Source organism: Mycolicibacterium parafortuitum, from assembly GCF_010725485.1.
GTDB lineage: Bacteria > Actinomycetota > Actinomycetes > Mycobacteriales > Mycobacteriaceae > Mycobacterium.
Genome location: NZ_AP022598.1, coordinates 2,801,271 through 2,825,805 on the forward strand (window position 1 = coordinate 2,801,271; position 24,535 = coordinate 2,825,805).

The window sequence follows — 24,535 nt, forward strand, 5'->3', positions numbered from 1 at the left end:
GGTCGGATGGGTCTACTAGACCTGGAACTATAGGACCACGCGCGTTGTTGAACCCAAGCGTGAGTCCCCACGTGAGCGAACAGCTGAGAAGGATCAGGTTGAGCGAACTCCGGTTGATGGCCGTACACGCGCACCCCGACGACGAGTCGAGCAAGGGCGCCGCGACGATGGCGCGTTACGTCGACGAGGGCGTGCGCGTGATGGTCGTGACGCTGACCGGCGGCGAACGCGGGGACATCCTCAACCCGGCGATGGATCTGCCGGAGGTGCACGGGCGGATCCACGAGATCCGGATCGACGAGATGGCCCGCGCAGCCGAGATTCTCGGTGTCGAGCACCACTGGCTGGGGTTCGTCGACTCGGGGCTGCCCGAGGGCGACCCGCTGCCGCCGCTGCCGGACGGGTGCTTCGCACTCGAGCCGCTGGAGCGGCCCACCGAGGCGCTGGTGCGGGTGATCCGCGAGTTCAAACCGCATGTGATGACGACCTACGACGAGAACGGCGGCTATCCGCACCCGGACCACATCAAGTGCCACCAGGTGTCCGTCGCCGCATACGAGGCTGCCGGAGACCACCTGCTGTACCCGGATGCCGGCGAGCCGTGGGACGTGCTGAAGCTGTACTACAACCACGGGTTCCTGCGGCAGCGAATGCAGGTGCTGCAGGACGAGTTCGCCAAGCACGGCGAGGAGGGCCCCTTCGCCAAGTGGCTGGAGAAGTGGGATCCCGACGACGACGTGCTCGACAAGCGGGTCACGACCCGGATCGAGTGCTCGAAGTACTTCGCGCAGCGCGATGAGGCGCTGCTGGCGCACGCGACGCAGATCGACCCGAAGAGCTTTTTCTTCACCACCCCGATGGAGTGGCAACAGCGGCTGTGGCCGACCGAGGAGTTCGAGCTGGCCAGGTCCCGGGTGCCGGTGGTGCTACCCGAGACCGACCTGTTCGCCGGGATCGAAGGACATACGTGAGTGATCTGATGTTGCTGGGCATGGAGTTGCTGGCCCAGGACGAACCCCGCCAGACCGGCCCCGACTTCGGCAAGGCCAGCCCGGTCGGGCTGATCATCGTGGTGCTGCTGCTGGTGGCTGTCTTCGGGCTGGTGTGGTCGATGAACCGGCACCTGCGCAAGCTGCCGAAGTCCTTCGGCGCCGACGCCGACACAGACACCGACGGCTCGACCGAGGACCCGGCCGACGGGACGAAACGTGAGTCCAACGGCTGACGGTTCGGCCAATCTTCTTGCGGACGCGACGAGTCCGTATCTGAGGCAGCACGCGCACAACCCGGTGCACTGGCAGCAGTGGACGCCCGGCGCGCTCGCCGAGGCCGCCCGCCGCGACGTGCCGATCCTGCTGTCGATCGGGTATGCGGCCTGTCACTGGTGCCATGTGATGGCGCACGAGTCGTTCGACGACCCCGAGGTCGCCGCCGTCGCGAACCGGAACTTCGTGTGTATCAAGGTCGATCGCGAGGAGCGGCCCGATCTGGACGCGGTCTACATGAACGCGACCGTCGCGATGACCGGTCAGGGCGGCTGGCCGATGACGTGCTTCCTGACCCCGGACGGCAAGCCGTTCTTCTGCGGCACCTATTACCCGAAGGGCACGTTCCTTCAACTGATGGCCGCGGTCGCCGAAACGTGGCACACCCGCCGCACCGAGGTGGAGGAGACCTCCAACCACGTCGCGGGCGAATTGCGGGCGATGTCAGCAGGTTTGCCCGGCGGCACAGGCCCGGTTCACCCGGGCCTGTGTGACGATGCGGTGACCGCGGTGCTGATGGACGAGGACACCGCGCGCGGCGGCTTCGCGAACACCCCGTCCGGCGCCCCGAAGTTCCCGCCGTCGGCTCTGCTAGAGGCGCTGCTGCGCCATCACGAGCGCACCGGCTCGCCGGACTCGCTGGCCGCGGCGGCGCGGACCGGAATTGCGATGGCCCGCGGCGGAATCTACGACCAGCTTGCCGGTGGGTTCTCCCGCTACAGCGTCGACTCTTCTTGGGTGGTGCCGCATTTCGAGAAGATGCTGTATGACAACGCGTTGCTGCTGAGGTTCTACGCGCACTGGGCGCGCCGCACCGGCGATCCGCTGGCGCACCGCATCGCCGACGAGACGGCCCGGTTCCTGCTCGACGAGCTGCGCCGCGACGGCATGTTCGTCTCGTCGCTGGACGCCGACTCCGCCGGTGTCGAGGGACTCACCTACGTGTGGACCCCCGACGACCTCGGCGCCGCACTCGGACCCGACGACGCACAATGGGCGGCAACGGTTTTCGGGGTCACCACGGACGGCACGTTCGAACACGGCGCGTCGGTGCTGCAGCTGCGCCGCGACCCCGGGGACGCCGGCCGATTCGAGCGGATCCGCGCCGCGCTGCTCGCCGCGCGGCGCGAGCGTCCCCAGCCCGCGCGCGACGACAAGGTGGTCACCGCGTGGAACGGCCTGGCGATCACCGCGCTCACCGAGGCGGCTTTCGCGCTGGGCCGGCCGGATTATCTCGACGCCGCAGCCGAATGCGCGCGCCGGCTGCTGGACCTGCACGTCGTCGGCGGCCGGCTGCGGCGCTCCAGTCTCGGCGGGGTGGTCGGGGATGCGGTGGCGATCCTGGAGGACCACGCCGCACTGGCGACCGGACTCCTGGCGCTGTATCAGGCCATGGGACAACGGAGTTGGCTCGATGCGGCGACCGCGCTGCTCGATCTCGCGTTGCGCCACTTCGCCGAGCAGGAGGCGCCCGGCCGCTGGTACGACGTCGCCGACGACGCCGAGCAGCTGATGCTGCGGCCGTCGGACCCGGTGGACGGCGCCACCCCGTCGGGTGCCTCGCTGATCGCCGAATCCCTGCAGCTGGCGGCTCATCTCGCCGACGAGGATGCCGCGCCGCGCTACGCCTCGGCGGCGGAGGCGACGCTGTCGAGTGCGGCGGTGCTGTTGGCGCGTTCCCCGCGTTCGGCCGGGCACTGGCTCGCGGTCGCCGAGGCCGCGGTACGCGGGCCGATCCAGGTCGCCGTGGCCTGCGAGAGTCCGGACTCGGCACTGCTGGCCGCGGCCCGCGCCCTGGCGCCCGGCGGCGCGGTGGTGATCGGCGGCGCGACGGATTCCTCTGCGCTGCTCCGGGACCGGCCCCGGGTGCACGATGCCGACGCCGCCTACGTGTGCCGGGGACGGGTGTGTGACCTTCCGGTCACAACCGTCGAGGAACTTGCGACCGCAATGGGGCCCTCCGTGTAGCGTGGCCGGTCATGAGCTTCGAGCCCGATGTGCTGCAAGGTTTCGTCCAGCGTTATCTCGACACTGTCGTCAGCGGCAGCGCCGAGGACGTCGCCGCGCTCTACGCCGAGGACGCCACGCTGGAGGACCCGGTCGGCGGCGGTGAGGTGCACATCGGCCGGAAGGCCATCGCGGGCTTCTACAACAACATCTCGGGCGCCGAGGTGAAGACCGAGCTGCTCACGTTCCGGGCCGGCGGCCACGAGGCCGCGTTCCTGTTCGCGATCACCGTGGGGGGCGCGATGCGCATCGAGCCGATCGAGATCATGACCTTCAACGCCGACGGCCTGATCACGTCGATGAAGGCCTACTGGGGCCCGCAGAACCTGACCCAGCTCTAACCGGAGAAGACGGCGAACCACATCGCGATGTAGTGGCAGATGGCCGCGACGGCGGTGCACGCGTGGAAGAACTCGTGGTGCCCGAACGTCGCCGGCCACGGGTTCGGCCACTTCAGCGCGTAGAGGACGCCGCCGATGCTGTACAGCGCGCCGCCGACGATCAGCAGCACCACCGCGGCCACCCCGGCACCGTGCATGATCGGGCCGATGAACCACACCGCGACCCAGCCGAGCAGGATGTAGAGCGGCACCCCGAGCCAGCGTGGCGACGAGGGCCACAGCATCTTGAGCGCGACCCCGGCCAGCGCGCCGCACCACACGATCCACAACAGCACCCAGCCGTCGTTCTCTGGCAGCGCCAGCAACGCGAACGGGGTGTAGCTGCCGGCGATGAAGAGGAAGATCATCGAGTGGTCGGCGCGTTTCATCCATTTGCGCGCGGTCGTCGACTTCCAGTCGACCCGGTGATAGACGCCACTGACGGTGAACATCGCCACGATCGTCAGCGTGTAGATCAGCGTGGCGATCCCGGCGCGGGTCGATTGCAGCGACCAGGACACCGCGACGAGCGCGGCTCCGCAGATGACCGCGATGACGGCGGAATAGACGTGGATCCAGCCGCGCAGCCGGGGCTTACCGAAGAACTGCGCGACGCCTTCGGCGACGGCTTCGGGGAAGTCCTCGGGGCCGCGGTCCGGTTCGGCGGTGTACCACGGTTCAAGAGAAGTCGGCATCTCATCTCCGGTGAGTGGCATTGGGGTAACTGTGCGCCACAGTAGTCTGGACTATCGTGGACCTCATTCCCCGGCGCCTCAAGGAGCCGATGTACCGGCTCTACGAGCTGCGGCTGCGTCAGGGGTTGTCGCTCAAGCGATCAGAGCTACCCAGGCATATTGCCGTTCTGTGTGACGGCAACCGCCGATGGGCCCGTGAGACAGGTCACGACGACGTCGCCTACGGCTACCGGGCCGGTGCCCGCAAGATCGCCGAGATGCTGCGCTGGTGCCAGGACGCCGGCATCGAGATGGCGACGGTGTATCTGCTGTCGACCGAGAACCTGCAGCGCGACGCCGACGAGCTGGCCGCGCTGATCGAGATCATCACCGAGGTCGTCGAGGAGATCTGCGCCCCGGCCAAGCAGTGGAGCGTCCGTACCGTCGGCGATCTGGAGCTGCTCGGTCAGGAACCGGCCAGGCGGCTGCGCGACGCGGTGTCCTCCACCGACGGCAACGGCGGGAAGTTCCACGTCAACGTCGCCGTCGGCTACGGCGGGCGTCAGGAGATCGTCGACGCGGTGCGCGCGCTGCTGAGCAAGGAGCTGGCCAACGGCGCCACCGGTGAACAGCTCGTCGAATCCGTCACGGCCGAGGCGATCTCGGAGAACCTGTACACCTCCGGTCAGCCCGATCCGGACCTGGTGATCCGCACCTCGGGTGAGCAGCGACTGTCCGGATTCCTGTTGTGGCAGAGCGCATATTCGGAGATGTGGTTCACCGAGGCGTACTGGCCGGAGTTCCGCCGCGTCGACTTCCTGCGCGCGCTGCGCGACTACAGCGCCCGGCACCGACGGTACGGCCGGTAAGAGGACGCCGGCCATGGTTGCGCTCTCCGCGGTCGTCTTCGCACTGAGCTGGTGGCTGGGGCTGTATCTGCTCGCGCGTGACCCGCGCAAAGCGGTCCTGGTGTGCGCCGCGGTCGGGCTGACCGGGTTCGCACTGGTGGTCGCGCTGGACGCGGTGCGGGTCGCGACCGGTTCGGCCACCCTCAGCCAGGTCGAGATCTATCTCGTCGCGGTGCCCGGGATCGCGTGGTTCGCGGTGCTGCTCGAACTCTCGCAGCCCCGTGACTCGTGGCGCAGCCGCGCCGGGGAGGCCGGTCTGGTCGGCGCGGTCGCCTGCGTCGCGTTCCTCGGCGCGTGGATGGCGGGGGGAGTCGAGGGCCCGCTGCGGCTGGGCCACTGGGTGTTGTTCGCCGCGGTGTCGGTGCCCGCACTCAGTGCGATGGTGCACGCGGTCCTGCGCCGCGCGCAGCCCCGCCCGGTCGTCGGTTTCGTCGTGATCGCGACGCTGTTCTTCGCGCTCGGCAACGCGATCCTGGTGATCCCGCTGGGCCTGGTGCCGAGCTGGCTGGCGTTGGCGTCCACCGGATTCGACGTCGCGCTGCTCGGCATCGCGGTCGCGATCGGCGACGCGTTCGACGAGGGCCACGCGCTACGCCGCGACATGTTGCGTTCGTTCGTCGGCACCACCGTGGTCGCGCTGCTGTTCGGCGCACAACTGCTCGTCGCGCTGGCGGCCGCGGGGGAGAGCCCCACGCTCGTGGTGCTGGTGTTCACCACGCTCGCCGTCGCGATCGCGATCAACGTGCTGGCCGACCCACTGGCCGGACTGCTGGACCGGGTGGTGTTCTCTCGTTCGCCGGATCTGCGCGCGGACCGGGCCGCGTTGCGCGGCACGGAGGCGGCGCTGCCGCGGCGGTCGGCCAATCCGCTCGACGACATGGACGAGGAGACGTTCGTGCGGGTCACCCGCCGCGCACTCGGGCATTTCGGGGATCTGTCCAAGCTCGTCGCCAGCCCGCTGACGGCACTGCCGGTGATCGACGAGCGGCTCGAGCGGCGCGGCGCGCCGGACCAGCCGCTGGAGCGGGCCAACGAGCTGAGGGCGCTGCTCGCCGAGCGCATCGCAAACCTCAAACCGCGCGACGGCGCCGACTTCGGCACCACCGAGCAGTGGCGGCACTACAACTCTCTGTATTTCCCGTACGTCGCCGGGGTGCGGGCCTACGCCCAGAACGCGACCCCGGCCGGTCTCGACCCGGTCGCACGCCGGGCCTGGCAGTGGCTTGTCACCGAGGTGCCGCAGCGTTCCCTGCACAACTGGCAGAACGCGGCCGCCCGGGTGATCGCCACAGATCTCCGAAGCAACCTCGTCGCAGCTCGCTGACCTGCGGCTGGCAGTACTTGGCAGCTTCCGGGGCAGACCTGGCAGTGTGCGGTGCGCACCGTAGGTGACATGACCGCCGTCACCACCCGCCACTCCCGGGCCCCACAGCCGGATACACAGCTGCTGCGGTTCGCGATGCGTGCCGACGCGACCGTGTGCGGCGGTGTCGGGCTCTTCGTCGCGATGGCCGCCGACCCGCTGTCGCGGCTGACCGGGCTGACCGCGACCGCCGAGTGGATCGCCGGCGCCGCCCTGGTCGGCTACGGCGTGTCCCTCTACAGCCTCGCTCGGGTGCCCGACATCCGCCGTGCCGGCGTCACGGTCCTGACGGGCAGCGTGCTGTTCAGCGTCGGTGTCGCTGTCGTGCTGGCCGCGGGCTGGCTGCCGCTGACTGCGTTCGGTGTCGCGGTGACCGTCGCGTTCACGGCGGTCACGGTGGGCTTCGCCTGCCTGCAGTACCTCGGGGTGCGGCGCATCCCGACATGACCCCGGTCCGGAGTCGCCGCCACAAGAGGTCGTGGCGTCGACTCCGGTACCGGCGCCCAGGAAAACCCTACGAGAAAAGGAATGTTCGATGACCGCAACCACTCTGCCCGCCACCGACACCCGCAGCGGACTGCTCCGATTCGCGATGCGCCTGGACGCGGTGCTCGTCGGCATCACGGGGATCCCGTTCGTCGCGGCGGCCGGGTGGCTGTCGTCACTGACCGGTATCCCGGTCGCGGTCGAGTACAGCCTCGGCGTCTTCTTCCTGGCCTACGGCGTGGTGGTGTACCGGCTCGCCGGGCTGGACCGCGTCCGGCCGGGCGCCATCGCGACCATCGCCGCGAACGCGTTGTTCACCGTCGGCTTCGTCGGTGCCGAGGTCGCCGGGATCTGGCCGCTGACCGGCTGGGGTGTCGGCCTGCTGCTCGGTGGCGCGCTCTACACCGCGGTGATCGGCGCCGTGCAGTACGTCGGTTTGCGGCGTCTCTAGGGTCAGAGCTTGCGCAGGCGCAGCCGGTTGATCGAGTGATCGGAGTCCTTGCGCAACACCAGCGTCGCCCGCGGCCTCGTCGGCAGGATGTTCTCGATCAGGTTGGGCCGGTTGATCGAATGCCAGATGTCGCGGGCGGCGAACACGGCCGCCTCGTCGGTCAGCGTGGAGTAGTGATGGAAGTGCGACGCCGGATCGGCGAACGCCCCTTCGCGCATCGACAGGAACCGCGAGATGTACCAGTTCTCGATGTCCTCGATGCGCGCGTCGACGTAGACCGAGAAGTCGAACAGGTCCGACACCATCAGCGCCGGACCGGTCTGCAGGACGTTGAGGCCCTCCAGGATCAGGATGTCGGGGTGCTCGATGATCTGCTTCTCACCCGGCACGATGTCGTAGAGCAGATGCGAATACACCGGCGCGCAGGCGACGTCGGATCCCGATTTCACCGCGGTGACGAACCGCATCAGCTTCCTGCGGTCGTAGCTCTCCGGGAAACCTTTGCGGTGCATCAGGTTCCGCCGGGCCAGCTCGGCGTTCGGGTACAGGAAGCCGTCGGTGGTGACCAGGTCGACGCGGGGGTGGTGTTCCCAGCGCGCCAGCAGCGCCTGCAGCACACGCGCGGTGGTCGACTTGCCCACCGCGACACTGCCGGCGACGCCGATCACGAACGGCACCGGACGGTCCGGGTTCTGCTGCGGTTCGCCCAGGAAGTGCGCGGTGGTCGCGAACAGTGCCTGACGGGCTGCCACCTGCAGATGGATCAACCGGGCCAGCGGCAGATAGACCTCTTCGACCTCGAGAAGGTCGATCTTCTCGCCGAGACCCCGTAGCCGGACGAGCTCGTCCTCGGTCAGCTTCAGCGGCGTCGACATGCGCAGTGCCCGCCACTGGGTCCGGTCGAACTCCACGTAGGGGCTGGGTTCGCTCAGCCGCGCCATGGGCACAGTCTTGCAGTTAGCGTATGCAGACATGGACCTAGGTAGGGATTCGAGCCGGCTGATCCGCGAATACCTGATGCTCGGCCTGCGCTTCGACAGGATCGAGGAAGGCTATGTCGACTCGTTCACCGGCGACCCGGCGCTGCGGCAGATCGTCGCCTCCGAACCCCAGCCCGACCCCGCCGATCTGGTCCGTCAGGCCGAGCGGCTGCTCGCCGAACTGCCCGCCGGGCTGGAGGAGCCGCGCGCCGCGTTCGTCGGTGCGCACCTGCGCGCGCTGGCCTGCGCGGGCCGCAAGTTCGCCGGTGAGGAGGTCGGGTTCGTCGACGAGGTCGAGGCGTACTTCGACGTCCGCATCGGCAAGGGCGACCCGGACCGCTATCGGGAGGCGCACGTCAAGCTCGACGACGCCCTGGGCGGCACCGGCCCGCTGGCCGAGCGGATCCAGGCCTACCGCGCGTCCGAGGAGATCCCGCCGGAGCGCCTCGAAGAGGCCATTCACGCGTTCTCCAGCGCGCTGCGCGACCGGGTCCGCGCGACCTTCCCGCTGCCTGCCCGCGAGACCATCACCTACGAGGTCGTGACCGACAAGCCGTGGTCGGGGTTCAACTACTACAAGGGCGACTACCAGTCCACGGTCGCGGTCAACGCCGACCTCAAACAGCAGATGTCGAACCTGCCCCGGCTGGTGGCCCACGAGTCCTATCCGGGCCACCACACCGAGCACTGCCGCAAAGAAGCCGGCCTGGTCGAGGGCAAGGGTCAGGCCGAGCAGACGATCTTCCTGGTCAACACCCCGCAGTGCCTGATGGCCGAGGGGCTGGCCGATCTCGCGCTCTACGCCGCGGTCGGGCCGGATTGGGGCCCTTGGGCGGCCGACATCTACGCCGACCTCGGGCTGCGGTTCGACGGCGAGCGCGCCGCGACGATCTCGGAGGCGACGGCCGCGCTGGCCGACGTCCGCCAGGACGCCGCGCTGATGCTGCACGACGAACACCGCGACGTCGACGACGTCGTCGCGTTCCTGAAGCAGTGGCTACTGGTCAACGACGAGCGGGCCCGCCAGATGCTGCGGTTCCTGTCCTCGCCGCTGTGGCGGGCCTACACGAGCACCTATGTGGAGGGGTACCGGCTGCTGCGCGGCTGGCTGGACGCCCGGCCGGACGGCGTCACGCTGACCGAACGGTTCGGCACGCTGCTCGACGAGCCGCTGATCCCGTCGTCGTTGCGGGCCGCCTGACCGATAGGCTCAGCACCATGACTTCCACGTCCGCCTCAGGTCAGGGCGCCGAGTACGCCGCCACCGCGAGCGAGGCCTATCGGGCCGCCCTCCGGGTGATCGAGTCCGTCGAGCCGCGAGTCGCCGACGCGACCCGCAAAGAGCTTGCCGACCAACGGGATTCCCTGAAGCTGATCGCCAGCGAGAACTACGCCTCCCCGGCGGTCCTGCTGACCATGGGCACCTGGTTCTCCGACAAGTACGCCGAGGGCACCGTCGGGCACCGGTTCTACGCCGCGTGCCAGAACGTCGACACCGTCGAGGCGCTGGCCGCCGAACACGCCCGCGAGCTGTTCGGGGCGCCCTACGCCTACGCCCAGCCGCACTCGGGCATCGACGCCAACCTGGTCGCGTACTGGGCCATCCTGGCCACCAAGGTCGAGGCCCCCGGCCTGGCCGAACTGGGCGCCAAGCACGTCAACGACCTGTCCGAGGCGGACTGGGAGAAGCTGCGCGCCAAGCTCGGCAACCAGCGGCTGCTCGGGATGTCGCTGGACACCGGCGGCCACCTGACCCACGGCTTCCGGCCCAACATCTCCGGCAAGATGTTCCACCAGCGCCAGTACGGCACCAACCCGGAAACGGGGTTCATCGACTACGACGCCGTCGCCGCGGCCGCGCGCGAGTTCAAGCCGTTGGTGCTGGTGGCCGGCTACTCGGCCTACCCGCGCCGGATCAACTTCGCCAAGATGCGTGAGATCGCCGACGAAGTCGGCGCGACGCTGATGGTCGACATGGCGCACTTCGCCGGGCTGGTCGCGGGCAAGGTGTTCACCGGCGACGAGGACCCGGTGCCGCACGCCCACGTCACCACCACGACGACGCACAAGTCGCTGCGCGGGCCGCGCGGCGGTCTGGTGCTGGCCACCGAGGAATTCGCCCCCGCCGTCGACAAGGGCTGCCCGATGGTGCTGGGCGGTCCGCTGTCGCACGTGATGGCCGCCAAGGCCGTCGCGCTGGCCGAGGCGCGCCAGCCGGAGTTCCGGACGTACGCGCAGGCGGTCGCCGACAACGCCCAGGCGCTGGCCGACGGGTTCGTCAAGCGCGATGCCGGGCTGGTCACCGGCGGCACCGACAACCACCTGGTGCTGCTCGACGTGACCTCGTTCGGTCTGACCGGCCGCCAGGCCGAGTCGGCGCTGCTGGACTCGGGCATCGTCACCAACCGCAACGCGATCCCGGCCGACCCGAACGGCGCCTGGTACACCAGCGGTATCCGCTTCGGCTCCCCGGCGCTGACCACCCGCGGCTTCGGCACCGACGAGTTCGACCGCGTCGCGGAACTGGTCGTCGAGGTGCTCAGCAACACCCAACCCGCCGCGGGCCCGAACGGGCCGTCGAAGGCCAAGTACACGATCGCCGACGGGGTCGCCGAGCGCGTGCACGCGGCCGCATCCGAGCTGCTGGACGCCAATCCGCTGTACCCCGGTCTGACTCTCTGAGCACCCCCGGAGTGTCGCGGCGGGGAATTTTACGATCCCCACAGAATTGGGTTACTGTAACCGCATGGCACAGAAACCTGTCGCTAATGCGCTGACCCTCGAACTCGAGCCCGTGGTGCTGCAGGAGCTTCGGCGTCATCTCGACTCCGAAGAGATCTGGTTCGCCCACGACTACGTCCCGTTCGACCAGGGCGAGAACTTCGCGTTCCTCGGCGGGCGGGACTGGGAGCCGTCGGATGTGACGCTGCCCAAGCACGTCACCGACGCCCTCGAGATCCTGTTGATCACCAAGGACAACCTCGCCGGCTACCACCGCGAGCTCGTCGAGCACTTCATCCTCGAGGACAAGTGGGGCCGCTGGATGGGCCGCTGGACCGCCGAGGAGCATCTGCACGCGATCGCGCTGCGCAACTACCTCGTGGTGACCCGCGAGATCGACCCGGCCGCCAACGAGGACGTGCGTGTCGAGCACGTGATGAAGGGCTACCGCGCCGACAGCTACAGCCAGATCGAGACGCTGGCGTTCATGGCGTTCTGGGAGCGCGCGCACGCGGTGTTCTGCCGCAACCTGGAGGCGCAGGTCACCGAGCCGACCCTGAAGGCTCTGATCGGACGCATCGCCAAGGACGAGGAGCGCCACGAGGTGTTCTTCGCCAACCTGGTCGGCCACTGCCTGGACTACAGCCGTGACGAGACGATCGACGCGATCGCCGCGCGCGCCGCGGGCCTGGATGTCGTCGGCGGTGACATCGACGCGTACCAGGACAAGGTCGCCGCGGTGGCCGAGGCGGGCATCTTCGACCGTGCCGCGCTGAGTTCGGTGATCGCCGATCGCATCACCGCGTGGGGACTCGCCGAGGAGCCGAAGCTCCAGCAGTTCATCAGCTCTTAACGCGCTCGATCCACACACTCGGCGCGCCTGCAAGCCCGCATTGCCGGGGCGGGAGTAGCGTCGATTCCGATGGCTAGCGACATGCTCTGCTATCCGGGCGGTCCAGATTCACGGAGGGCCGGCCCCGGTCCTGAGACCGCGTGTGTCCACCGAGTAGTTCGTGTGGGGTCGCATGAACACGCGCAGCCTCGAGGAGCGCTACGTGACTGATTCGATCACCCGGACCTACGTGCTCGACACTTCGGTATTGCTGTCCGACCCCTGGGCCATCACCCGTTTCGCCGAACACGAGGTGGTCGTCCCGCTGGTCGTCATCAGCGAACTGGAGGCCAAGCGCCACCACCACGAACTCGGGTGGTTCGCGCGGCAGTCGTTGCGCCTGTTCGACGATCTGCGCCTCGAACACGGACGTCTCGATGAGCCGATTCCCGTTGGGACACAAGGCGGTACGTTGCATGTGGAGCTGAACCACAGCGACCCGACGGTGCTGCCCGCAGGCTTCCGCAACGACAGCAACGACGCGCGCATCCTGACCGTCGCCGCCAACCTGGCCGCCGAGGGTAAGAACGTGACGCTGGTCAGCAAGGACATCCCGCTGCGGGTCAAGGCCGGTGCGGTCGGCCTGCTCGCCGACGAGTACCGCGCCCAGGACGTGGTGACCTCGGGATGGACCGGGATGGCCGAGCTCGAGGTCGCGGGCGAGGACATCGACCAGCTGTTCGCCGACGGCGAGGTCGACCTCGAGAGTGCCCGCGACCTTCCGTGCCACACCGGAGTTCGGTTGCTGGGCAGCAACTCTCACGCTCTCGGCCGGGTCAACCCGGATAAGAAGGTGCAGTTGGTCCGTGGTGACCGCGAAGTGTTCGGCCTCCGGGGAAGGTCCGCCGAACAACGCGTCGCACTCGATCTGCTGCTCGACGAGTCGGTCGGCATCGTGTCGCTCGGCGGCAAGGCGGGCACCGGCAAGTCCGCGCTGGCGCTGTGTGCGGGCCTGGAGGCGGTGCTGGAGCGGCGCACCCAGCGCAAGGTCGTGGTGTTCCGCCCGCTCTACGCCGTCGGCGGCCAGGACCTCGGCTACCTGCCGGGTAGCGAGAGCGAGAAGATGGGGCCGTGGGCGCAGGCCGTCTTCGACACCCTCGAAGGACTCGCCAGCCCGGCCGTGCTGGAGGAGGTGCTCTCCCGCGGGATGCTGGAAGTGCTTCCGCTGACCCATATCCGGGGCCGGTCGCTGCACGATTCGTTCGTGATCGTCGACGAGGCGCAATCACTGGAACGCAATGTGCTGCTCACCGTGTTGTCGCGGCTCGGCGCCGGCTCCCGGGTGGTACTGACCCACGATGTGGCGCAGCGCGACAACCTGCGGGTCGGCAGGCACGACGGTGTCGCGGCGGTGATCGAGAAGCTCAAGGGCCACCCGCTGTTCGCCCACATCACGCTGCTGCGCAGTGAACGGTCGCCGATCGCCGCGCTGGTCACCGAGATGCTGGAGGAGATCAGCCCCGGCGCGCTGCCCTGACATGAGGACGTGGTGCGCGTTCGCGGCGGCCCTGATGACGGCATGGGTCGCCGCGGCGCCCGCGCACGCCGACCCGGTCGACTGCGCCCGGATGAAGTGTGTCGCGCTGACCTTCGACGACGGCCCCGGCCCGGACACCGACCGGCTGCTGGACATCCTGCGTGCCCACGGCGCGCAGGCGACGTTCTTCCTGATCGGGGAGAAGGCGGCTGCCGATCCGGGGGCGACCCGGCGGATCGCCGACGCGGGTATGGAGCTCGGCAACCACACCTGGTCGCACCCCGACATGACGACACTGCCGCCCCACGCGGTCGCCGACGAGTTCCGCCGGACGGCGGACGTGATCGCGGCCGTGACGGGGCAGCGACCGGCGCTGGCCCGCACCGGCTTCGGCGCCATCGACGACGAGGTGCTCGCCGAAGCCGGCCGGCAGGGGATGGCCGTCGTCAACTGGGACGTCAACCCGCGCGACTGGGCCGACGACGCCGCCGCGACCCGCGCGGCCCTGCTCGCGCAGATCCGGCCGAACGCGGTGGTGCTGCTCCACGACACCGTGCACGCGACCGTCGATCTGATGGCCGAGTTGATACCGCGGCTGCGCGCCGACGGCTACCACCTGGTCACCGTGTCGCAGATGCTGGGCCCGCTGCCGGCGGGCGTCCTCTATGGAAGCCGCGAGCGGGCGTGACCGGCTAGCGGTGCCGTCGGCCCTCCACCAGGAACCAGCCGGCGGCTGCCGCCCCGGACACCGCCAGCATGCGGTCGGCGCCCCAGCCGCGCTTGGCTCGCGACAGGTCCACCAGAGACGCCAGTCCGAGCATGACGAAACCGGTCTTCAAAGCGGGCTGGCTGGTGGCCGTCGTGACCAGGGCGGCAGACGACGAGGGTTCGAGGGTGGCGGTCACCGCGACTCCTGTTTTCGTACCTGGGAATTAGAGGCTTTCTCTAATCTTGTGCCCGTCTTGACGATTCGTCAGGCGTTTGGCGGATCTCCCGGGTACGAATTGCGGGCTGTGTGCTAGTCGCTTCCTCGCCCAAGCGCTCGTCAGTGCTAGTCGCTTCCTCGCGCAAGCGCTCGTCAGTGCTAGTCGCTTCCTCGCGCAAGCGCTCGTCAGTTGTCGCCCGGCTTGACCTTCGCCATCGCCAGCACGTCGAGGCGCTTGTCGAGCTCTTCCTCGGACAGCTTGTCGCCGATCAGGCCACGGTCGATGACGGTCTGCCGGATCGTCTTCTTCTCCGCCAGCGCCTGCTTGGCGACCTTGGCCGCCTCCTCGTAGCCGATCGCCGAGTTCAGCGGCGTCACGATCGACGGTGAGGACTCCGCGAGCTCGCGCAGCCGGTCCTCGTTGGCGACCAGCCCGTCGATGCACTTGGCGGCGAACAGCTTCGACACGTTGGCCAGCAGTGTGAACGACTCCAGCACGTTGCGCGCCATCATCGGGATGTAGACGTTGAGCTCGAACGCTCCGGACAGTCCGCCGACGGTGACGGCCGCGTCGTTGCCGATCACCTGCGCGGCGACCTGGGTGACCGCCTCGGGGATGACCGGGTTGACCTTGCCCGGCATGATCGAGCTGCCCGGCTGCAGGTCGGGCAGCTGCAGCTCGCCCAGGCCGGTCAGCGGGCCCGAGCCCATCCAGCGGATGTCGTTGGCGATCTTGGTCAGCGACGCGGCGATCGTCTTCAGCGCACCGGACGCCTCGACCAGACCGTCGCGGGCGGCTTGGGCCTCGAAATTGTCCAGCGCCGGCCGCAATTCGGCGATGCCGGTCTGGTCGACGAGCACCTCGACCACCTTGGGGCCGAAGCCGTCGGGGGCGTTCAGACCGGTACCGACCGCGGTGCCGCCGATCGCGAGCTCACCGAGGCGGGGCAGGGTCGCCTTGACTCGCTCGATGCCGGCCTCGATCTGGCGGGCGTAGCCGCCGAACTCCTGGCCCAGGGTCACCGGCACCGCGTCCATCAGGTGGGTGCGGCCCGACTTCACCGTGGTCCGCCACTGGCGCGCCTTGGCGGCCAGCGACTCGTGCAGCACCTCCAGCGCCGGGATCAGGTGGCGCACCGCGGCTTCGGTCGCCGCGATGTGGGTCGCGGTCGGGAACGTGTCGTTGGAGCTCTGCGACATGTTCACGTCGTCGTTCGGATGCACCGTCACGCCGTTGGCTGCCGCGATCGAGGCGATGACCTCGTTGGCGTTCATGTTCGAGCTGGTGCCCGAGCCGGTCTGGAAGACGTCGATCGGGAACTGGTCGTCGTGCTTACCGTCGGCGATCTCGGCCGCGGCGGCGATGATCGCGTCGGCCTTCTCCGGAGCCAGCAGGCCGAGGTCCTTGTTCACCTGTGCGCACGCGCCCTTGAGCAGGCCGAGCGCACGGATCTGGGTGCGCTCCAACGGCCGGAAGGAGATCGGGAAGTTCTCCACCGCGCGCTGGGTCTGGGCACGCCACAACGCGTCCTTGGGGACCCGCACCTCGCCCATGGTGTCGTGCTCGATGCGGTATTCGACATCTTTGTCGGCCATCTGGCTTCCTGTTCGTCTGGTTGGGAATCGGGTTACGGCAGGGGATAGGCGGCGGTGTTGTCGCCGGTGAAGTTGACCGCGGAGTACTCGTTGAGCTTGGTCAGGCGGTGGTAGCCCTCGATCATCCGGACGGTGCCGGACTTGGACCGCATCACGATGGACTGCGTGGTGCAGCCACCGCCGAAGTAGCGGACACCCTTGAGCAGGTCGCCGTCGGTGACACCGGTGGCACAGAAGAAGACGTTCTCGCCGGCGACGAGGTCCTTGGTGGTCAGCACGCGCTCCAGGTCGTAGCCGCGGTCGATGGCGCGCTGGCGCTCGTCGTCGTCGGTCGGCGCCAGGATCGCCTGGATCTCGCCGCCCATGCAGCGGATGGCGGCCGCGGCGATGATGCCCTCGGGGGTGCCGCCGATGCCGACGAGCAGGTCGGTGCCGGACTCGGGCCGGCAGGCCGAGATCGCGCCTGCGACATCGCCGTCGGAGATCAGCCGGATCCGCGCGCCCGCCGAGCGCACCTCGTCCATCAGCTTGGCGTGGCGCGGCCGGTCCAGGATGCACACCGTCACATCGGAGACCGAGGCCTTGCGGACCTTCGCGATGCGCTGGATGTTGGCCGCGATCGGCGAGGTGATGTCGATGAAGTCGGCGACATCGGGACCGCCGGCGATCTTGTTCATGTAGAAGACGGCCGACGGGTCGAACATCGCGCCGCGCTCGGCGACGGCCAGCACCGAGATCGCGTTGGGCATGCCCTTGCTCATCAGGGTGGTGCCGTCGACCGGGTCTACGGCGAAGTCGCAGTCGGGGCCGTCGCCGTTGCCGACCTCCTCGCCGTTGTAGAGCATCGGGGCGTTGTCCTTCTCGCCCTCGCCGATGACCACCACACCGCGCATCGACACGGAGTTGACCAGCTGACGCATCGCGTCGACGGCCGCGCCGTCGCCGCCCTCCTTGTCGCCGCGCCCGACCCAGCGGCCCGCGGCCATCGCGCCGGCCTCCGTCACGCGGACGAGCTCGAGGGCAAGGTTGCGGTCGGGTGCTTCGCGGCGTGACGATGAGCCGCTTGCGCGATGAGCATCAGGAGTCGTCATGCGCGTGATTCTCCCATTAGCGGGATCACAATCGGGAGCTGGGATACTGGCTGGCATGACGATGCCGCCCGAGCCGGGCCAGCCGGGTGCCGGCGATCAGGACACGACCTACACCGTCCCGGTCGCGAAACCCGCCAAAGCCCGCCTTCTGCAGGACGGCCGCGACATGTTCTGGTCGGTCGGTCCGCTGGTCGTCGCGTGCGTGGTGCTCGCCGGAATGCTGGGCATGTGCTCGTTCGCCCCGCAGGGGCCCGGTGTCGGTCCGGCCCCGCAGTACGACGCGCCGGCCGGGCTGCAGGCGGATGCGAACACCCTGAAGATCCCGATCCGGGTTCCGCGGCTGCCCGAGGGATGGCAGGCCAATTCCGGCAGTCGCAAGGGCATCGAAGACGGCCGCCGGGATCCGGTGACCGGACAACCGGCGCGCGCTGTCGGCGCCGTCGTCGGATACCTGACGCCCAGCGGCATGTACATGAGCATCACCCAGTCCAACGCCGACGAGGACAAGCTGGTCGCGTCGTTCAGCCCGGAGCTTGTGCCCACCGGAGTGCAGGACGTCGACGGCGTGCGATGGGTGGTCTACGAGGGCGGCGAGCGCGACGGCAAGCTCAACGAGCCGGTGTGGACGGCCGAGGTGCCCGGCCCGACCGGGCCCGCTCAACTTGCCGTGACCGGGGCCGGGAGTACCGACGAGTACCGTACGCTGGCTGCGGCGACGCAATCGCAGCCGCCGTTGACGGTGACCTGACGCAGGAGACGCCATGAGCGGGCGCAGATCGGATGTCCCCGCCGGGGCGGCTCCGGAGGCAGACCTGACCGGATGGACCGCGGAGCCGTTCAGCGCCGCCGGATACACCTACGACGTCTACCGCAAGGGCGCGGGGCCCGGCGTGGTGCTGATCCCGGAGATGCCCGGGCTGCACCCCGGTGTGCTCGCGCTCGGTAACCACCTGGTGGACAACGGATTCACCGTCGCGTCGCCGTCGCTGTACGGCACCCCGGGGAAGCCGAGCGTACGTCCGGGTGCGGTGCCGGTGATGATCCGCGGCTGTGTGGCAAAGGAATTCGCCGCGTTCGCGACCAACGCCGACCGGCCGGTCGCCCACTATCTGCGGGCGTTGGCCCGCGACCTCAACGAACGCACGCCCGGTAAGGGTGTCGGTGTGATCGGCGAATGCTGGAGTGGCGGATTCGCGCTGGCCGCCGCCGTCGACGACAGCGTTCTCGCCCCGGTGCTCAGCCAGCCGTCGCTCCCGCTCGGGATCACCGCCAGGCATCGCGCCGACCCCGGGCTCTCGGAGGCCGAACTGCAGATCGTCGAGCGGCGCGCGGCCGAAGAGGGGCTGTGTGCGCTGGGACTGCGGTTCAGCGAGGACCCGTTGGCGCCGCGCGCGCGGTTCGCGACGCTGAAGAAGCGTCTCGGCGACGCGTTCGAGGTCATCGAGATCGACTCCGCGAAGGGCAATGAGCACGGTTTCGGGCGCAGCGCGCACTCGGTGCTGACGCTGGAGGTCCGCGAGTTCGCGGGGCACCCGGCCTACGAGGCGCGCAAGCGGGTCGTCGAGTTCCTCACCGAGCGGCTGGTTTAGCGGCGTCGGAGGACTGCTTCGGACGTCCGGGCAGGATCCGGCGCCACCACGGGACCTCCCGGGCGGCGGCGTCGTCCTCGGGTTCCCCGCCGGTACCGGTGATCGACTCCATCGGCGCGTCCCGGTACACCACCCGGTAGACGCTGATCGTCGTCACGATCACGATCATCAGCACCGGTCCCAGCACGATGCCCCAGAACCCGAACATCTGCAGCCCGGCGAAGACCGCGAGCAGCATCAGCGCCGGCTGCAGATGCGCGCTGCGGGGGACCAGGAACGGCCGCAGCACATTGTCGATGTTCGTCACCACGAGCAGATGGAACAGCACCACGAAGATGCCGCCCACCGTGTTGCCGAACACCACCATGACGATGCCCGCCGGAATGGTGACGATCCCGCCGCCCAGCGGGATGAACGACAGCACGGTCAGGAAGATCACGAACATGAAGAAGCCGTCGTGCAGGCCGGCGATGTAGAGCGAGGCCGCCCCAGCGACGCCCTGGCAGACCGCGATGATGAACTGCCCCTGGACGGTGGCCTTGACCATCGCGCCGACCTTGGCCAGGTAGATGTCGGCGACCTCCTCGCCGAGCGGGTTCAGGTCGCGGAACAACTCGACGACCTTGGGGCCGTTGGTCAGCAGCGCCAGGAACACGTAGAGGAAGATGATCAGGCCGGTCACCGTCGAGACGATGCTGCCCGCCGACTCCCGCGCGAAGCTCAGCGCGAGTTCCCCGCCCTTCTGGCCGACCGTCGTCATCGCGTCGCGCACCGACTCGGGCGTCAGCGTGAAGTCGACGAACGGGACCCGGGCCAGCAGTTCGTTGGCCGAGTTCAGCAGCCGATGCGCCAGCGCGGTGAAGTCGGTCTCCTCGACCCAGTGGCCGATTCCGGTGACCATCTGGCTGATCTGCAGGAAGGCCAGGAACACCACACCGGACAGTGGCAGCGCCACCGTCGCGATCGCGGCCAGCAGCGTGATGGTCGCGGACAGGCCCACGTTGAGCCGGCCGCGCAGCCGTCGGTACAGCGGCCGGAACAGGTAGGCCAGCACGGCGGCCACCGCGATCAACAGCAGGTAGCCACGCAGGAAGTACGCGGCGAAGGCGAGGGCGAGCACCGTCAGCACCGCCAGCGCACGCTTCTGCGTGACGGTGAAGTCGTCCCTCATGGGCGCACACTATCCGGTGTTGACCCGTGGAGGACTCTGTGTCGACAAGAACTTCATCGCCAGCCGGTTCAGCATCACCGGCGCCATCCGTGACAGCACCCATTGCGCATGCGCCACAGCGGGTTTGACCACGATCGCCTTGTTGCGTTCGATCGCGCGCAACACGTCGGCGGCGAGCCGGTCCGGGTCGTAGGCCCGGCCGCCCTGGTTGCGGAGGAAGAAGTCGCGCCCGGCGAACGACCCGACCGCACCCTTGTCGAGGATCGGGGTCTCGACGGCGGCCGGGCACACGGCCAGCACACCGACCCCGCGCGGGACGGCCTCCGACCGCAGCGCCATCGACAGCCCCACCACCGCGTGCTTGGTGGCCACGTAACTCGTCAGGTGCCCCGCGGCGGCGAGGCCGGCCATCGACGCGGTGTTGACGATGTGACCGTGGCCCTGCCGCAGCATCTGCGGATATGCGGCCGCGACGCCGTGCACGACGCCGCGGATGTTGATGTCGATGATCGCGTTCCACTGGTCGAGGGTGAGCAGTTCGGTCTCACCGCCCCAGACGATCCCGGCGTTGTTGAACATCAGGTCCAGCCGCCCGGTGCGCGCGACGACGTCGTCGACCGCCTGCTGCACGGCTGCGCCGTCGGTGACGTCCAACCGCGCCGCGCGGGCCCGCGGACTGAGCGTGGCCACCACCCGGTTCGCGGCGAGTTCGTCGATGTCGGTGCAGACCACGTGCGCACCCGCATCGTCGAGGGCGCGGCACAGCGCCGCGCCGATGCCCGACCCGCCACCGGTGACGACCGCCTGCTTGCCCGCGAAGTTCACGCGGAGGGCTCCATCAACCGCATCACGTGGCCCATCACGTCCGGATAGCGCTTCAGATGGGCGCCGCCGTTGATGTCGAGCACCTCACCGGTCAGCCACGACGACCCGGGCGAGCACAGGTAGACGACGGCCTCGGCGATGTCCTCCGGGCTGCCGGCGCGGCCGAGCGCGGTGTTGTCCACGTAGTCCTCGACCACACCGGGTACCGCGGCCGCCGCGGCGGTCAGCGGGGTGTGTACGAAGCCGGGCGCCACGGCGTTGACCCTGATGCCGCGCGGCCCCATCTCCAGCGCGGCGACCTGGGTGAGCATCGACAGGCCGGCCTTGGCCGCGCAGTATGCGCTCATCCCCGCGGCGGGCTGGCGGCCGTTGAGCGAGCTGATGTGCACCAGCGAGCCGCCGGCGCGCAGCTGCCTGCCGGCGTGTTTGGTGATGATGAACGCACCGTTGAGGCACACGTCGATGACGGCGCGGAAGTCGGCGGCGGGCATCTCGGTGATCAGCCCGACGTTGCTGAATCCAGCGCAGTTGACCGCGATGTCGAGCGCGCCGATCCCGTCGAAGAGCCGTTGCACCGAGTCTTCGTCGGTGACGTCGACGGCGGCGGCGGAGTGGCCCGGGCCCAGCTCGGCCGCGCGTTCCCGAGCGCCGTCGGCGTTCAGGTCGGCGATCGTGACGAGGCAGCCCTGCCGGGCCAGCGCCTGGGCGCTCGCCCAGCCGATGCCCGAGGCTCCGCCGACGATGACCGCCGTCCGGTCGTTACTGTTGCTCATCCAGTTGGCCCTTCGACTGCGAATAGAACGTGTTCTAAGGTCACACCCGGCGGGTGAAAGCGCAATAGTCGGGGGCAGACTCGGCACCATGACCGAGTTGAAGCGATCCGAGTCGATTTCCGTGGCCGTTCCGCCCGAGCAGCTTTACGCCCTCGTGTCCGATGTGACCCGGACAGGGGAGTGGAGCCCGGTGTGCAAGTCCTGCTGGTGGGACGAGGGTGCGGGGCCGCACGTCGGGGCCGTTTTCACCGGACGCAACGAAACACCGGAGCGCACCTGGGAGACCCGCTGCCGAGTCGTCGCCGCAGAGCCCGGTCGCCAGTTTGCGTGGGAGGTCAACGACGGGTGGGTGCGCTGGGGTTACACGCTCGAAGCCGACGGTGACGGCACATTGCTGACTGAGCATTGGGAGTTTCTGCCCAAGGGCATCGAGGGTTTCCGTGAACGTTTCGGCGATACCGCGCAGGCGGAGATCACCAAACGCAGCGACGCTGCCCGCGACGGGATCCCGGCCACGCTCGCGGCGATCAAGGCAGTCGCCGAAGCGCACTGAGCCGGTCAATCAGCAAACGGCGCCTGAGCGCAATCGATCTGGGTTAGCGTCGGATTGTCAGCGGTGTCAGCGGGCATGGGAGCGCCGTGAACGATGGACGACCCCGGGTTCCGGGGGGCCTTGTGGTGGTGCCGTTCGTGCTCACGGGCGTACTGGCGGTGGCGCTGGCTGTCGGCCAGGGCCGAGGGTGGCTGCATCTGGTAGACGACCTCCTCATCGTGGCCCTGTCCAGTTTCACCGCGGCGTGTGCGGTGATGGCGGCAAAATCCGCGGAGGGTCGGCAGCGCCGCGCGTGGGCCACCATGGGGGCCGCGATCGGTGCCTGGGCGCTCGCGGACCTGATCTGGCTGATTTGCGAACACGTACTGCACATCGATCCGTATCCGTCCCCGGCGGACGTCTTCTATCTGGCCTTCTGCGTCCTCGCGATCCCGGCGGTGCTGGGCCTGGCGCAGTTCGACGTGTGGTCCCGGCGCCAGGCCACGTTGCGGATCGCGCTGGACGGCCTCACCGTCGCGTTGTGCTCATTCCTGTTGGCATGGATCTTCGCGCTGCATCAGGTGTTCGACACATATCGCGACGACACGTTCGCGCTCGGGCTCGCGGTCTTCTATCCCGTCGCCGACATCGTGATCCTCGCGGTGGCCGTCGCGGTGCTGGCCCGTGTCGACGCGACCCACCGTGCGGTGCCTGCGCTGTTGGTGCTCGGGTTCGCCCTGATGACCGTTACCGACAGCGCGTTTGCCTATGCCGTCGCGGCGGGCAGCTATCAGACGGGCAGCTTCATCGATCTGGGCTGGGCCGGGGCGCTCGTCGCGATCTGCGTCGCGTCGGTGCTCAGCCGCGGAGATTCGCCTCCGCGGTTGCCGAGCGTGCTGGTGCCGTCGAACACCGCGCTGTGGGCGCCGTACGTACCGCTGCTGTTGGCGGGGACGATCGGGCCGCTGATGGTCATGACGGGTCTGTTGCGCTACCTCGTCCCTGTCATCGTCGTCGCGGTGTGTCTGCGGCAGATGGTCGCGGCATGGGAGAACCGGCAGCTGTTGCGGGCCGCCGCCGAGCAGGCTTTCCGCGACCCGCTGACCGGACTGGCGAACCAGACGTTGTTCTACGACCGGCTGGCGCACGCGTTGATGCTGAGCTCCCGCCACGGACACCGGGTCGCGGTGGTGTTCCTCGACCTCGACGACTTCAAGCTGGTCAACGACAGCGTCGGCCATCTCGAAGCGGACGGGCTGCTGGTCAAGGTCGGGCAACGGATCGCCGGCTGCGCGCGCGCCGGTGACACGGTCGCCCGGATGCGGGGCGACGAATTCGCGCTGCTGCTCGAAGGCGAGCACGACGATTCGCAGCTGATCGCCGAACACGTCGTCGACGCGTTCGACGAACCCTTCCTGGTGCACGGGGAACAGATCCTGTTGCGCCCCAGCGTCGGGGTCGCGGCGGCCGCGACGCGGGAGGCGCAGATCGCGCCGCACACGTTGGTCGGCCGCACCGAGACCGCGATGCGGACGGCTAAGCGGTCCCGGTCCTCGCGGGTGCACGTCTTCGATGCCTCCTGCGAGTCTGCCGAGCCGGATATCGTTGCACCCCAAAGCGTTTCGGTGCAGAACTGGCCCGACGGCGCGGCCAAGATCCGGTTGCTGGGGGAGTTGCGCCGCGCCCTCGACGACGACGAATTCCGCATGGTGTACCAACCCAAGGTGGACCTGCGTTCCGGGCAGATCGTCGGGGTCGAGGCGCTGCTGCGGTGGCTGCACCCCAGGCTGGGGTTGCTGGGCCCGGATGCCTTCCTGCCTCTGGTCCGTCAGCACGGACTGATGCGCCCGGTCACCGACACGGTGCTCGACAAGGTTTTCGGTGATGCGGCACGGTGGATCTCCGGCGGGGTACCGATGCCGGTGGCGGTCAACCTGTTCGCCCCGATCCTGCGGGACGCCGGACTGCCGACTGCTCTGGGCCAGGCGCTGGGGCGTCGGGGTCTGCCTGCGGAACTGCTGACCTTGGAGATCACCGAGGATCTCGTCCTGCACGACTTCGACGTGGTGACCGGGGTGCTCGCCCAGTTGCGCGGCTTCGGCATCCGGGTGGCCATCGACGATTTCGGCAGCGGCTTCTCGGCGCTGTCCTATCTGCGCGAACTGCGGGTCGACGAGATCAAGCTGGACCGCCATTTCATCTCGACGGTGACGAGTGACCCGCGCACCGCGGCAGTGGTCCGTGCCGTCATCGACCTCACCCACGACCTGGGCAGCGTCGTGGTGGCCGAGGGAGTCGAGGACGCGGCCACCGTCGCGTGGCTTCGGGACGCCAACTGCGATGTCGCCCAGGGTTACTTCTTCGGCAGGCCGATCGAGGCGGCCGCCGTCCCGGAGCTGGTCGGTCTGCCCGCCGAGCACCTCTGAAGC

General features: G+C 69.0%; 25 protein-coding genes. 17 read left to right on the forward strand and 8 right to left on the reverse strand.

Translation table 11 applies throughout. The features are described 5' to 3' along the window. Nucleotides 1-98 precede the first annotated feature (98 nt). Genes mca through NTM_RS13510 form a run of 4 tightly spaced genes read left to right on the forward strand, consistent with a single transcriptional unit; the run spans nucleotide 99 to nucleotide 3,613 of the window. Nucleotides 99-971: a mycothiol conjugate amidase Mca gene (gene mca / locus NTM_RS13495; protein ID WP_104864028.1), complete on the forward strand. Its 873-nt coding sequence runs from the start codon at nucleotides 99-101 to the stop codon at nucleotides 969-971. Further along, nucleotides 968-1,225: a hypothetical protein gene (locus NTM_RS13500; protein WP_104864027.1), complete on the forward strand. Its 258-nt coding sequence runs from the start codon at nucleotides 968-970 to the stop codon at nucleotides 1,223-1,225. The genes mca and NTM_RS13500 overlap by 4 nt, the downstream gene beginning before the upstream one ends. Then, nucleotides 1,209-3,233, forward strand: coding sequence for a thioredoxin domain-containing protein (locus NTM_RS13505; protein ID WP_163766583.1), 2,025 nt, complete (start codon nucleotides 1,209-1,211; stop codon nucleotides 3,231-3,233). Before NTM_RS13500 ends, NTM_RS13505 begins: the two co-directional genes overlap by 17 nt. 11 nt (nucleotides 3,234-3,244) lie before the next feature. Continuing rightward, entirely contained in the window at nucleotides 3,245-3,613 is a 369-nt protein-coding gene (locus tag NTM_RS13510) for a nuclear transport factor 2 family protein (RefSeq protein ID WP_163766584.1), read from the forward strand. Here the strand turns inward: NTM_RS13510 and trhA are convergent. Continuing rightward, nucleotides 3,610-4,347, reverse strand: coding sequence for a PAQR family membrane homeostasis protein TrhA (gene trhA, locus NTM_RS13515; RefSeq protein ID WP_163766585.1), 738 nt, complete (start codon nucleotides 4,345-4,347; stop codon nucleotides 3,610-3,612). The two genes, NTM_RS13510 and trhA, sit on opposite strands and share 4 nt — an antisense overlap. A 56-nt stretch (nucleotides 4,348-4,403) precedes the next feature. On the opposite strand from trhA, the gene NTM_RS13520 reads away from it, so the two are divergent. The 4 genes from NTM_RS13520 (at nucleotide 4,404) to NTM_RS13535 (ending at nucleotide 7,534) form a co-directional block, all read left to right on the forward strand. Then, the gene (locus tag NTM_RS13520; protein WP_083145543.1) at nucleotides 4,404-5,195 is read left to right on the forward strand and encodes a (2Z,6E)-farnesyl diphosphate synthase; all 792 of its coding nucleotides are present in this window, start codon (nucleotides 4,404-4,406) and stop codon (nucleotides 5,193-5,195) included. Nucleotides 5,196-5,208: 13 nt separating this feature from the next. Then, complete coding sequence (locus NTM_RS13525) at nucleotides 5,209-6,558, forward strand: hypothetical protein (RefSeq protein ID WP_163766586.1); 1,350 nt, start codon at nucleotides 5,209-5,211, stop codon at nucleotides 6,556-6,558. A gap of 69 nt (nucleotides 6,559-6,627) precedes the next feature. Next, nucleotides 6,628-7,044, forward strand: a complete 417-nt coding sequence (locus NTM_RS13530; protein WP_163766587.1) for a hypothetical protein — start codon at nucleotides 6,628-6,630, stop codon at nucleotides 7,042-7,044. Nucleotides 7,045-7,132: 88 nt separating this feature from the next. Beyond that, a complete protein-coding gene (locus tag NTM_RS13535) occupies nucleotides 7,133-7,534 on the forward strand; it encodes a hypothetical protein (RefSeq protein ID WP_163766588.1) in 402 nt (133 codons plus the stop codon). Nucleotides 7,535-7,536: 2 nt separating this feature from the next. Here NTM_RS13535 and coaA read toward each other — a convergent pair whose 3' ends face one another. Beyond that, nucleotides 7,537-8,475 (reverse strand): type I pantothenate kinase, encoded by a 939-nt coding sequence (gene coaA / locus NTM_RS13540; RefSeq protein ID WP_163766589.1) that lies wholly within the window; start codon nucleotides 8,473-8,475, stop codon nucleotides 7,537-7,539. A 31-nt stretch (nucleotides 8,476-8,506) separates the two neighbouring features. Here coaA and NTM_RS13545 point away from each other — a divergent pair, with 31 nt between their 5' ends. The 5 genes from NTM_RS13545 to NTM_RS13565 all read left to right on the forward strand — a co-directional run bounded on the left by NTM_RS13545 (nucleotide 8,507) and on the right by NTM_RS13565 (nucleotide 14,292). After that, a complete protein-coding gene (locus NTM_RS13545) occupies nucleotides 8,507-9,715 on the forward strand; it encodes a DUF885 domain-containing protein (RefSeq protein WP_163766590.1) in 1,209 nt (402 codons plus the stop codon). Nucleotides 9,716-9,732: 17 nt separating this feature from the next. Next, on the forward strand, nucleotides 9,733-11,196 hold the full coding sequence (locus NTM_RS13550) for a glycine hydroxymethyltransferase (protein WP_163766591.1): 1,464 nt from the start codon (nucleotides 9,733-9,735) through the stop codon (nucleotides 11,194-11,196). A 64-nt stretch (nucleotides 11,197-11,260) separates the two neighbouring features. Next, nucleotides 11,261-12,088 carry an acyl-ACP desaturase gene (locus NTM_RS13555; protein WP_163766592.1) on the forward strand — a complete coding sequence of 276 codons (828 nt, stop codon included), beginning with the start codon at nucleotides 11,261-11,263 and terminating at the stop codon, nucleotides 12,086-12,088. A 172-nt stretch (nucleotides 12,089-12,260) separates the two neighbouring features. Beyond that, nucleotides 12,261-13,604 carry an RNA 5'-3' helicase PhoH2 gene (phoH2, locus tag NTM_RS13560; protein ID WP_163766593.1) on the forward strand — a complete coding sequence of 448 codons (1,344 nt, stop codon included), beginning with the start codon at nucleotides 12,261-12,263 and terminating at the stop codon, nucleotides 13,602-13,604. Between the two features lies 1 nt (nucleotide 13,605). After that, nucleotides 13,606-14,292, forward strand: a complete 687-nt coding sequence (locus NTM_RS13565; RefSeq protein WP_104864017.1) for a polysaccharide deacetylase family protein — start codon at nucleotides 13,606-13,608, stop codon at nucleotides 14,290-14,292. Nucleotides 14,293-14,296: 4 nt separating this feature from the next. On the opposite strand, the gene NTM_RS13570 is transcribed toward NTM_RS13565, so the two are convergent. From NTM_RS13570 to glpX, 3 genes are all read right to left on the reverse strand, one after another. Further along, nucleotides 14,297-14,509, reverse strand: coding sequence for a hypothetical protein (locus NTM_RS13570; protein ID WP_104864016.1), 213 nt, complete (start codon nucleotides 14,507-14,509; stop codon nucleotides 14,297-14,299). Nucleotides 14,510-14,715: 206 nt separating this feature from the next. Beyond that, nucleotides 14,716-16,125 (reverse strand): class II fumarate hydratase, encoded by a 1,410-nt coding sequence (locus NTM_RS13575; RefSeq protein WP_163766594.1) that lies wholly within the window; start codon nucleotides 16,123-16,125, stop codon nucleotides 14,716-14,718. Between the two features lie 32 nt (nucleotides 16,126-16,157). After that, nucleotides 16,158-17,216, reverse strand: coding sequence for a class II fructose-bisphosphatase (gene glpX / locus NTM_RS13580; protein ID WP_104864014.1), 1,059 nt, complete (start codon nucleotides 17,214-17,216; stop codon nucleotides 16,158-16,160). A 55-nt stretch (nucleotides 17,217-17,271) separates the two neighbouring features. Here glpX and NTM_RS13585 point away from each other — a divergent pair, with 55 nt between their 5' ends. Both NTM_RS13585 and NTM_RS13590 read left to right on the forward strand, forming a co-directional pair. Beyond that, nucleotides 17,272-17,964 (forward strand): DUF4245 domain-containing protein, encoded by a 693-nt coding sequence (locus NTM_RS13585; protein ID WP_435405091.1) that lies wholly within the window; start codon nucleotides 17,272-17,274, stop codon nucleotides 17,962-17,964. Nucleotides 17,965-17,977: 13 nt separating this feature from the next. After that, entirely contained in the window at nucleotides 17,978-18,805 is an 828-nt protein-coding gene (locus tag NTM_RS13590) for a dienelactone hydrolase family protein (RefSeq protein WP_163766595.1), read from the forward strand. On the opposite strand, the gene NTM_RS13595 is transcribed toward NTM_RS13590, so the two are convergent. From NTM_RS13595 to NTM_RS13605, 3 genes are read right to left on the reverse strand one after another with little or no spacing between them, the layout of a single operon-like run. Next, nucleotides 18,786-19,976 carry an AI-2E family transporter gene (locus tag NTM_RS13595; RefSeq protein WP_163766596.1) on the reverse strand — a complete coding sequence of 397 codons (1,191 nt, stop codon included), beginning with the start codon at nucleotides 19,974-19,976 and terminating at the stop codon, nucleotides 18,786-18,788. The two genes, NTM_RS13590 and NTM_RS13595, sit on opposite strands and share 20 nt — an antisense overlap. Nucleotides 19,977-19,985: 9 nt before the next feature. Then, complete coding sequence (locus tag NTM_RS13600) at nucleotides 19,986-20,801, reverse strand: SDR family NAD(P)-dependent oxidoreductase (RefSeq protein WP_104864011.1); 816 nt, start codon at nucleotides 20,799-20,801, stop codon at nucleotides 19,986-19,988. Further along, nucleotides 20,798-21,574 (reverse strand): SDR family NAD(P)-dependent oxidoreductase, encoded by a 777-nt coding sequence (locus tag NTM_RS13605; protein WP_163766597.1) that lies wholly within the window; start codon nucleotides 21,572-21,574, stop codon nucleotides 20,798-20,800. Before NTM_RS13605 ends, NTM_RS13600 begins: the two co-directional genes overlap by 4 nt. An 88-nt stretch (nucleotides 21,575-21,662) precedes the next feature. Between NTM_RS13605 and NTM_RS13610 the strand changes: the two genes are divergently transcribed. Both NTM_RS13610 and NTM_RS13615 read left to right on the forward strand, forming a co-directional pair. Further along, entirely contained in the window at nucleotides 21,663-22,127 is a 465-nt protein-coding gene (locus NTM_RS13610; protein ID WP_104864009.1) for an SRPBCC family protein, read from the forward strand. Nucleotides 22,128-22,264: 137 nt separating this feature from the next. After that, on the forward strand, nucleotides 22,265-24,532 hold the full coding sequence (locus NTM_RS13615) for a putative bifunctional diguanylate cyclase/phosphodiesterase (RefSeq protein ID WP_232079702.1): 2,268 nt from the start codon (nucleotides 22,265-22,267) through the stop codon (nucleotides 24,530-24,532). Nucleotides 24,533-24,535: the final 3 nt, after the last annotated feature.